This is a genomic window from Leucobacter sp. M11 (assembly GCF_035726885.1).
Taxonomy (GTDB): Bacteria; Actinomycetota; Actinomycetes; order Actinomycetales; family Microbacteriaceae; genus JAPFRB01.
The window spans coordinates 160,384-169,602 of record NZ_JAPFRB010000003.1 but is presented as its reverse complement, the minus strand read 5'-3'; the positions used below and the strand labels follow the sequence as shown (position 1 = coordinate 169,602).

Sequence of the window (9,219 nt, the reverse complement as noted above, 5' to 3'; positions counted from 1 at the left end):
GAGCAAAGCGTCGACGTCCTCCTCGCGGGTGTCAAAGGCGCACATCAGCCGGACCGCGCCGGGGACGCCGGGCCAGTCGTAGAAGTGGAACTCGCGGTGCAGCGCCGCGGTCATGGCCTCGGGCAGGCGAGCGAAGACCGCGTTGGCCTCCGTCGGTGCGAGGAACTCGATCCCGGCGGCACCGTCCCCGGCCAGCTCCGCCAGCCCGGCGCGCAGCCGGGTCGCCATCGCGTTCGCGTGCGCAGCGGACTCGCGCCAGAGCTCCGTCCCGTACAGGGCGTTGAGCTGCGCGGAGAGGAAGCGCATCTTCGAGCCGAGCTGGAGATTGATCTTGCGCAGGTACTCGATGCCCGGCGCGACCCCCGGGGTCAGCACGACGACGGCCTCGCCGTAGAGGATGCCGTTCTTCGTGCCGCCGAGGCTCAGGAGGTCGACGCCCAGCTCGGTCGTCAGCTCGCCGAGCTCCGCGCCCAGGTGCGCTGCCGCGTTGCTCAGCCGGGAGCCGTCCATGTGCAACACCATGCCGTGCCGGTGCGCCGCGTCGGCGATGGCACGGATCTCCTCGGCGGCGTAGGCCGTGCCGAACTCGGTGCTCTGCGAGATGGAGACGGCGAGGGCCTGCGCCCGGTGCTGATCTCCCCAGCCCCAGGCGTGGCGCTCGATGAGCTCCGGGGTGATCTTGCCGTCCACGCCGGGCACGGTCAGGAGCTTCATGCCCCCCACCCGCTCCGGGGCGGCGTTTTCGTCGGTGTTGATGTGCGCGGTGTCGGCGCAGATCACGCCGCCCCAGCGCGGCAGCGCGGCCTGGAGCGCGAGGACGTTCGCCCCGGTTCCGTTAAACACCGGGAAGGCCTGGGCGTCCGGGCCGAAGTGCCCGCGCACGATCTCGGCGAAGCGCGCGGTGTGGGAGTCGTCGCCGTACGCGGGCTCGGGCCCGGCATTCGCGGCGAGCATCGCGTCGAAGACCGCGGGGTGGGCACCGGAGTAGTTATCGGAGGCAAATGAGGGGAGGGGCGTCGTTGCGTTCACCCGACCAGGTTACTGCGTGCGGCGCAGCCGAATGATGCCCACCACGATGACCCCGAGGAGCGCGGCGACGGTCGCGGAAACCAGGACTGCCGGGAGCACGCCGGTCACCTCGAACCAGGCGAGCAGCGTGATGAGGGCGAACAACACGGCCGTGAGCAGCGCCAGGCGGTGGCTGAACCAGATCAGGGCGTCCTGGGGTACCGAGCCGACCGGTTCCCGGAGCGTGAGCAGTGTGCGCTCCGCCTGCGCGGCGTCCGCAGGCGGACGCGCGGCGTCCTGGAGTCGCCCGAGCAGGGGTATCGTCCAGAACAGGCCAACGGTCAGGACGCCGACGCCCAGTGGGGCAAGGAACGCGACGAGGGATTTTGCTCCCCAGGCGTCCGGCTCCATCCGGAAATTCCAGTGCGTCGGCATCGGATCGGGAACCGCGGGGAAGCGCAGCAGCCCGATCAGGAGGACCGCGAGGAGCAGCCCGACGGCGAGGGCCAGCGGCCAGCGGGCGGACGACGTGCGCTGCGTGGCAGCCGGGACCGGGGCGTTCATCCGTCCACCGTATCCGACCGGCCGGCGGTTGCGCGCCCTCCGGATTCGGCCGCGGCGGAAACGATGCCGGCCACGGCCAGCACGACCGCGATCAGCCCGAGCCCAATCCCGAGCGCCCGAGACAACAGGGGCGACGCGACCAGGCGATCAGCGTGGCCAGCGCCGTCACGAGGGCGGTCCGGAACCGCTCGGACACGGGCAGGTCCCGAATGATGAGCGCCCCGAGCCAGTTAGGGGTTGCTTATTGTGTGCATATTCTGGAATCGTTTGCGAAGCACGTTGCCCCCGCACTTGGCTGGAAGCCAAATACGGAGGGCCCGGTACAGGGGCATGCTTTATAGAAGGCAGAAACACCGCCTCACTTCAATGTATGTCGCTACATGCTGCCCGGGCAGGGAGCCTACCCTTTACCCCAAGCGAATCCGCAACGCTCTTGACCCCTAGAGTGGGTAGGAATATATAAGCGAATGGAGTGATGTTGCGCGAGAGCTTTAGGGCTTACTACAAGCCGTCCGATAGCGAACTATCTGAGATTTGGGCAGAGGGTCACATAATCCTCGACACCAACGCCCTCCTCAACTTCTTTCGATACACCCCAGGGACCCGCGACGAGTTTCTGACTGTACTAAAGAAACTCAGCAGCTCATTGTGGCTACCGCATCACGTAGGACTCGAGTTTCAGCGACGGAGACTCACGGTAATCAGTTCCACCGCAGATGCATTCAACAAGGTAACTGAGGCGCTCACCAAAGCCGAGTCAGACATCGCATCCACTCTGAATGGTTATAAACATCACCCCTCGCTCAATCGGTCAGAACTCAATGAAAAGCTGAGTAGCTTCTTTGGAAGTCTTACAACTGAGCTAAAAGAACAGCAAGACGCGCACAAAGATCTAGTGATCGGCAAAAGAGAAGCCGAACAAACTTTTGATCAAATCAGCGATCTTTTTACGGGCAAAGTCGGCCCCTCTTTCGCCGAAGACGAACTCGAATCAATCTGCGTTGAAGGCAAAACCCGCTACGAGAAGCAGATTCCTCCAGGCTTTAAGGATAAGAATGACAAGGATCCAAACCAGTACGGTGATTTGATCATTTGGAAGGAGATTCTGCGCTTCGGCGCGGAGTCCAAGAAGCCAGTTATTTTTGTGACGGACGATGCCAAAGAAGACTGGTGGTGGAGGTCAGAAGGCAAGACTCAAGGCCCCCGTGTGGAACTCGTGAATGAGTTCTGGGAGGCGGCCGCGCAGCGCATCCATTTTTATGAGCCGTTGAGATTCCTGGAATACGCGAAGGTGCGCACGAAAACTTCCATCAGTACCACTTCACTCGAGGAAGTTGAAGAAGTTTCAAGCGCCAACAGCCGTGCGCAGCGCATACTACGCGAACGTCAGCAAGCTATGGAGTTGCAGCAGAAGCATCTCGTTCGAAGGCTTGAACAACGAAGCAAACAAGAAGAGCTGGGCAACTTCGCTTCCCACGGGATGAATGAGGATCTTCATAAGCTGGATATGGAAAAGAATGAACTCGAGAACGAAATCGCCCTGCTTCAGTTAAAGCGTCATTATTTTGAGAGCGAGCTCGAGACAGTAGATGACCAAGAAGCTAGGCATGCGTTCTTCAATAAGGTCAAAAACAATGAACAAAACATAGTGACTCTCGAGCACAAGCTCCGTTCGCTCATACATAGCCGGGATCTCATCATGCACCGAATCAGCGATCCCGGCCCATCAGGTGGAATGTCCAGGGCAACCCTGGAGCGGCAACTACATCATCTGCAACACAAACTCGCAGAAGTAAACCTCGCACTCGAAGAACTGAACGAATGAAAAACTTGAGATAGGCGGATTCGCGCGCCACCCGGCATGCCTTCGGTGAGAATCGTACAGGCTTAATCCTCCCTCTCTAAGTTTCATTGCCTATGAAAGTCCGGGTACTCGATTTGTTTCGAGTACCCGGACTTCTTGTTTCCTCTGGAAGTTATGGATTATCTAAGTTTTGATCGGCGCAGTAGTAGTGTCGCACTTGGCTAGAAGGTTGGAGTCTTCAATGCTGTTCAGAATCTAAAGTTTCGACACTCTCAGCTCTGCTCGCAATTTGGGCGCGGAAAGCGCGCATTTTCGCCTTCTAAAACGGGTCAAGAGTGGCTGGCAACAGCCTCCGATCTTGGGGCGTTTCAACAACTTCTCGTTGGCACGAATTAAAGGACTACATGAAATGAGAACTGGTAACGTCGGGCAGCAGTGGGGCGGTGATAAAACCATCAACCGGGGTAACCGCTACGGATAGGGCTGCAACGAGAGCCCAGGGCAGGAACTGAACACGGCTGGAAGCCGCTTGTCTCGGCATCTTGCTTTGCCCTATCGCTTTGAGCACGCCTTAGGATGCTGCGATCGCTCATCCTGGGCATATGCATCACGGAATAGGAAACACAAACCTTGGCCCGCGGCTCTTTTCGGGCCGGGGCCTTTTTAACCCACTAAACAATGAAAGAACTATGAAAAACGGATGCGTGTGTCTTTAGGTTTCTCCAAGAGGTAGACGTATCCGGGCGGGGGCGCCCTCCCGATTCGGCCGCGGCGGAAACGATGCCGGCCACGGCGCCCGCTTCGGTGTGCGTGGTGGGTGCCCTCGTCACCCGGAGCGCCCCCGAGTCAGGTGGGTGTGCCTGGGTGATCCATCGTCTGGGACCGTTCGCGGCGCCGGTCGCGCCCGAGCTGGGCTCGATGTGGAACCGCGACGTGCCGGTTTACGGGGATGCGATCGAGCCGCCCCGAGGCTCAGTCTGGGAAACGATTCGCGCGTGCAGCTGTCTCACGAGATCCTCGCTGTGCTCCGTGCTGACCACGAAGGTGGCCACCTTGGGAAAGGTGGTGTGGAACACGACGGCACCGGGGCCGGTGCGATAGCACCACCAACTGCGCTTCCCGTTGTTCTGGAAATACCCGGCAAGAAATGCCAGAACATCGAGGCCTGCGATTCGGAGTCCAGTGGGAAATTCACGGAGCGGGCGCTCGGAGAGCTGCACGCCAGTGAGGGATGCAAATGGAATCTCTTGGCCCCTGCTGAAGCTCCACAGCTTCCAGATGCCTCGCGGAATGATCCTTACTGCTTCATCGCCGACGACCACTCTGGCCAGTGCTTTCTTCCCGATTTCGATCCACTCCTGGGTCGTATGATTGGCCTGGCCAAGCCAGGGTGTGCTGCCACATCAGGATGACAGGGCCCGCGAGGTCACCGCAACGCTGATCGCATCCGAACCGGGTGGGGGTGGCCCCGATGACGGCGAAGCGGGCCGGGTGCTCATCACGCGAACCCGGGACCGGGGCGGTTATCCGTCCACCGTATCCGGCCGGGCGGGGGTTGCGCGCCCTGCCGACCGGGCCGCGGCGGAAACGATGCCGGCCACGGCCAGCACGACCGCGATCAGCCCGAGCCCGAGCGTGATGACCACCTGGATATTGCCGCTCATCGTGACCGTGTTCCAGGTGGTGAGATCCACGTGCCGGAGCCGCTGTTCGGGGGTCTCTCCGAGCGCCAGGGACACGAGGGGCGACGCCAGCCATGCGGTCAGCGCGGCCAGCGCCGCCACGAGGGCGGCCCGGAACAGGTCGGACACGGGCAGGTACCGAATGAGGAGCGCCCCGAGCCAGACGGGGGTTGTGCCGATCGCGACGAGGAGGAGCGTCGGGCGCACAAAGAGTTCGGGGCGGCCGATCGTGCTGAGGACGACGAACAGGAACGCGATGAGGGCCAGCGTGCCGATGCCGAGGCTGAGGAGCGTCCCGTGCCGGCGGGTTCCCGTCGGCACGGCGACCGAGCGCAGGGCGAACGGGGTGCCCACCAGGACGACGGCGAGCAGCACCGAGGCCAGGGCGAGCGGGAGCCAGGGGCCGGGGCCCGTCAGCAGCGCGATCACCACGAGCAGCGCACAGAGGCTGAGGAGGGCGCAGCCGAAGACGATCCAGCCGCGCCGGGCTCCCGTCAGCCAGGGGCCCCGGAGCGCGGGGAGCGTCGTGAGGCTGAACGCGAGCGCGACGGCCGACAGCACGATCCAGAACCAGCTCAGGGTGTGCTGCACCGAGAGGTTCACGATGAACGCGGTCAGGACCGCGAGCGAGTAGCCGATCCCCGTCGTCCACAGCAGCCCCGCGCGCCAGCGCCGATAGACCCGGGCGTCGCGTTTCGCGTGCCGCTCCGCCAGGTTTTCGCTCGCGCCGATGAGCTCGTCGCTGCTCGTGCCCAGCTCGTGTGCGAGCACGGGCACGACGGTGATGTCCGGGTAGGAGAGCCCCCGCTCCCACTTCGACACCGCGGACTCGGTGACGTGCAGGCGAGCGGCGAGCTCGCGCTGGGTGAGCCCGGCGGCCCGGCGGCGCTCCGAGACGAAGCGGCCGAAATCGTGTTTGGTGCTGGCAGAAGACATGCCACCATCTCAGCAGGCGGCGGCGGTCCGGGACGAATTTTCGCGGAAAACGGGGACCCGACCGTTCGGCCAGGCCGGGTTTCGGGCAGAACGCGGCGACGATCCGTGCCGCGCTCGGGCCGAAGACGCAGCCGGAGCGGGGGCGCCGTCCACCGATCGGTGGAGGGAAAGCTCCGTGAATGGGTGGCTGTTCCCGCGGCCCGGAATCCGGGAACCTGGAACCATGTCCCCCCACGCGAATCCGACCCCCGCCCGCCCCGGTGCCCGCGGCGTGCTTTGCGCCGACGGCCTCGGCAAACGCTACGGTAACCACACCGTCCTCGACGGGCTCAGCCTCGAGATCTCCCGGGGGGAGACCTTCGCCCTGCTCGGCCCGAACGGCGCCGGGAAATCCACGACCGTGGGCCTGCTCACCGGCGCCCTGCCACCGAGCTCCGGCTCCACGACCGTGCTCGGCGCAGACCCGCTCACGGCCGACCGCGCCTGGCGGGCGCGGATCGGCATCGTCCCCCAGCAACCCGGAGAGGTGGGCCCGGCCTCCGCGCGCGAGCTCATCCGGCACCTCGCTGGCGTCTACCCCGCCCCGCGCGATCCCGAGGAGGTCATCGAGGCCGTCGGCCTCGCCGAGCACGCGGATATCCGGATCGGCAAGCTCTCGGGCGGCCAACGCCGCCGCGTCGACGTGGCCCTCGGCATCGTCGGAAAGCCCGAGATCCTGTTTCTCGACGAGCCGACCACGGGCTTCGACCCCGAGGCGCGGCACCGGTTCTGGGCCCTCATTGAGACCCTGAAAGCTGACGGCACCACGATCCTGCTCACGACGCACTATCTGGAGGAGGCCGCCCGCCTGGCGGATCGAGCGGGCGTCATCGTCGGGGGCCGCCTCGTCGCTGTGGACTCGATCGAGAACCTGGGTGGTCCGGACGCCCGGGTCCCCCTGGTCCGCTGGCGGGAGCCGGGGGGTGCGCACCGGGAGGAGCGCACCGAAACCCCCGGCGCCCTCGTGGCCCGGCTGGTGGCCGAGGCCGGCCACGAACCCGCCGAGCTCAGCGTGCTCCGGCCCTCGCTGGAGGACGTCTACCTGGACCTGATCGGCGCCGACCGCGCCGCCGCCCTCGCCCCGAGCCTCGAGGAGGCCCCCGCATGAGTCCCGCAGCCGTCGTCCGCCCGTCCACCGGAGCGGCCCGGACTCCCGCCCTCCCCGGGGTCGGCGCCGTCGGCCTGCGCCGGATCGGCTATGAGACCCGCGCCCACTTCCGCGTCGTCGACCACGTGTTTTTCAGCTTTCTGTTCCCCGTGATGATGTTTCTGCTCTTTGCCGCGATCTTTGGGCAGCAGGGCGAGCTCGGTGCGGCCCCGGACGGCACGGGAGGGATCTCGTTCGCGTCCTACTACCTGACCTCGATGCTGGCCGCGGGGTTGCTCCTCAGCGGCACGCAGACCCTCGCGATCGATATCGCGATTGAGAAGCACGAGGGCACCCTCGCCCGGCTGGGGAACACCCCCATGTCGCCGATCAGCTTCTTCATCGGAAAGCTGGGGCAGGTCTTCGTCACGGGAACGGCGCAGGCCGCGGTCCTGGTCCTCGTCGCCGTGCTGGGCTTTGGGGTGCAGCTCCCCACCGAGCCGGGGCGCTGGCTCACCTTCGCCTGGCTGTTCCTCCTCGGGACCGCGGTGTTCGGCGTCCTCGGAATCGCCCTGTCCGCGCTGCCCCGGTCCGGAAAAAGCGCCACCGCGGTCGTGCTGCCGCCCGTGCTCATCCTGCAGTTCATCTCGGGTGTGTACCTCCCCTTCTCCCAGCTTCCCGACTGGCTGCAACAGCTTGCCGCGCTGTTCCCGCTGAAGTGGCTGGCCGAGGGGATGCGCGGGGTCTTCCTCCCCGAGCACTTCGCCGCGGCCGAGCCGTCCGGGGTCTGGGACTGTGGCCTGATCGCGCTCGTGCTGGGCGGCTGGCTGGTCCTGGGGCTCGTGGTGTGCCTGCTCACCTTCCGCTGGCAACGGCGGGGCTGATCGTGACGGCGCACCCCAGCGTGGCGCGCGCCGTGCAAAGCTGGTGACATGATCAAGCAAAGCGGGTGGGACCTCGCGATCGGGCTCATGGCGCTCGCCATGAGCGTGATTATCGCGCTCTCGCAGGTGCCACCCGGGAACGCCATCGTTGCGGGCAGCGTGATCGCCGGGATCGTCCTCAGCTACGCGTTCTGGGGGCGACGCCTGCTCGCCCTCGCGGAGACTCCGGCGGAGCGAGCTCTGCCGGGGCTGGCGTTTAACGTCCTGCTCATCCTGCTGGTCGCGGTTGGGGTGGCCGCCGAAACCAACATGGCCACCCTGCAGGTGATCATGTATCCGCTGATCTGGTCCCTGACCCCCAGCTATCGGCGTTCGATCCGGCTCAGCGCGGTCGCGGCGATCGTGATCGGGGTCGGCTTCTGGTTCAGTCTGTCGCAGGTCTCCAGCGGGGCGCTCACCTCGGCCATCCTCACCCAGTCGCTGTCCTTCGCCTTCGCGGTGGGCATTGGCAGCTGGTTCGTGCACGTCTACCGGCAGACGGCCGAGGCCCAGGCGCTCATCACGGAACTGATCGCCGCCCAGGACGAGATCGCAACGCTCAGCTCGGCCACGGGGGCCGCCGCCGAACGGGAACGGCTGTCCCGGGAGCTCCACGACACGCTCACGCAGACACTCACCGGCCTCGTCATGCTCGCGGAACGCGCGAGGGGGCAACTCGCCCCAGAGGAGGCGGTCGCCGGGGCACTCGGTCAGATCGAGCGCACCGCCCGCGACGCCCTCGCCGAGGCCAGATCCCTCGTCGCCCGCACGCACCCGGTCGGGGAACACGGGCTCGTCGAATCCCTGCGCCGCGTCGGGGCGAGCCACGCGGCAGAAACCGGGGTCCTCGTCAGCGTGGACGGGGCCGAGCCGGAGTTGCCACGCGACCGCCAGGTCGTGCTCCTCCGGGCCGCGCAGGAGGGGCTCGCGAACGTTCGGAAACACGCTCGGGCGGACACGGTCCGGGTGGCCCTCACGAGCGGGCCCGAGCACGTGCTGCTCACGGTGCTCGACGACGGCGTCGGCCCGGCGGGCACCCCCGGCGATCCGGGCAGCGGCTTCGGCCTCGCCGGGCTGCGCGAGCGGGCGAGTCACGTGGGCGGCACGGTCGTCTTCGGGGCGGCCCCCGGGGGCGGAAGCCTGCTCCGGGTCACGGTGCCTCGGCGGGAACACCCA

General features: G+C 65.8%; 8 protein-coding genes and 1 pseudogene. 6 read left to right on the top strand and 3 right to left on the bottom strand.

What is annotated here, in order from left to right:
• Both OOT08_RS09055 and OOT08_RS09050 read right to left on the bottom strand, forming a co-directional pair.
• On the bottom strand, positions 1 to 1,029 hold a 1,029-nt coding region (locus OOT08_RS09055; protein ID WP_325092320.1), incomplete at its 3' end, for a threonine aldolase family protein.
• Positions 1,030 to 1,038: 9 nt separating this feature from the next.
• Positions 1,039 to 1,572, bottom strand: a complete 534-nt coding sequence (locus OOT08_RS09050) for a DUF1648 domain-containing protein (RefSeq protein ID WP_325092318.1) — start codon at positions 1,570 to 1,572, stop codon at positions 1,039 to 1,041.
• Positions 1,573 to 1,781: 209 nt separating this feature from the next.
• On the opposite strand from OOT08_RS09050, the pseudogene OOT08_RS09045 reads away from it, so the two are divergent.
• The 3 genes and pseudogenes from OOT08_RS09045 to OOT08_RS09035 form a co-directional block, all read left to right on the top strand.
• Positions 1,782 to 1,913, top strand: a pseudogene (locus OOT08_RS09045) (LLM class flavin-dependent oxidoreductase); the annotation flags it as partial.
• Positions 1,914 to 2,047: 134 nt separating this feature from the next.
• A complete protein-coding gene (locus OOT08_RS09040; protein WP_325092894.1) occupies positions 2,048 to 3,397 on the top strand; it encodes a PIN-like domain-containing protein in 1,350 nt (449 codons plus the stop codon).
• A 974-nt stretch (positions 3,398 to 4,371) separates the two neighbouring features.
• Positions 4,372 to 4,788, top strand: a complete 417-nt coding sequence (locus OOT08_RS09035; RefSeq protein WP_325092317.1) for a hypothetical protein — start codon at positions 4,372 to 4,374, stop codon at positions 4,786 to 4,788.
• 111 nt (positions 4,789 to 4,899) lie between these two features.
• Here the strand turns inward: OOT08_RS09035 and OOT08_RS09030 are convergent, their stop codons facing one another.
• Positions 4,900 to 5,994 (bottom strand): helix-turn-helix domain-containing protein, encoded by a 1,095-nt coding sequence (locus OOT08_RS09030; protein WP_325092315.1) that lies wholly within the window; start codon positions 5,992 to 5,994, stop codon positions 4,900 to 4,902.
• A gap of 223 nt (positions 5,995 to 6,217) precedes the next feature.
• Here OOT08_RS09030 and OOT08_RS09025 point away from each other — a divergent pair, with 223 nt between their 5' ends.
• The 3 genes from OOT08_RS09025 to OOT08_RS09015 form a co-directional block, all read left to right on the top strand.
• Positions 6,218 to 7,141 (top strand): ABC transporter ATP-binding protein, encoded by a 924-nt coding sequence (locus OOT08_RS09025; protein WP_325092314.1) that lies wholly within the window; start codon positions 6,218 to 6,220, stop codon positions 7,139 to 7,141.
• Positions 7,138 to 8,004 carry an ABC transporter permease gene (locus tag OOT08_RS09020; RefSeq protein ID WP_325092313.1) on the top strand — a complete coding sequence of 289 codons (867 nt, stop codon included), beginning with the start codon at positions 7,138 to 7,140 and terminating at the stop codon, positions 8,002 to 8,004. Before OOT08_RS09025 ends, OOT08_RS09020 begins: the two co-directional genes overlap by 4 nt.
• Before the next feature lie 48 nt (positions 8,005 to 8,052).
• Positions 8,053 to 9,219, top strand: a 1,167-nt coding sequence (locus OOT08_RS09015) for a sensor histidine kinase (protein WP_325092312.1), incomplete at its 3' end; no start/stop codon positions are given.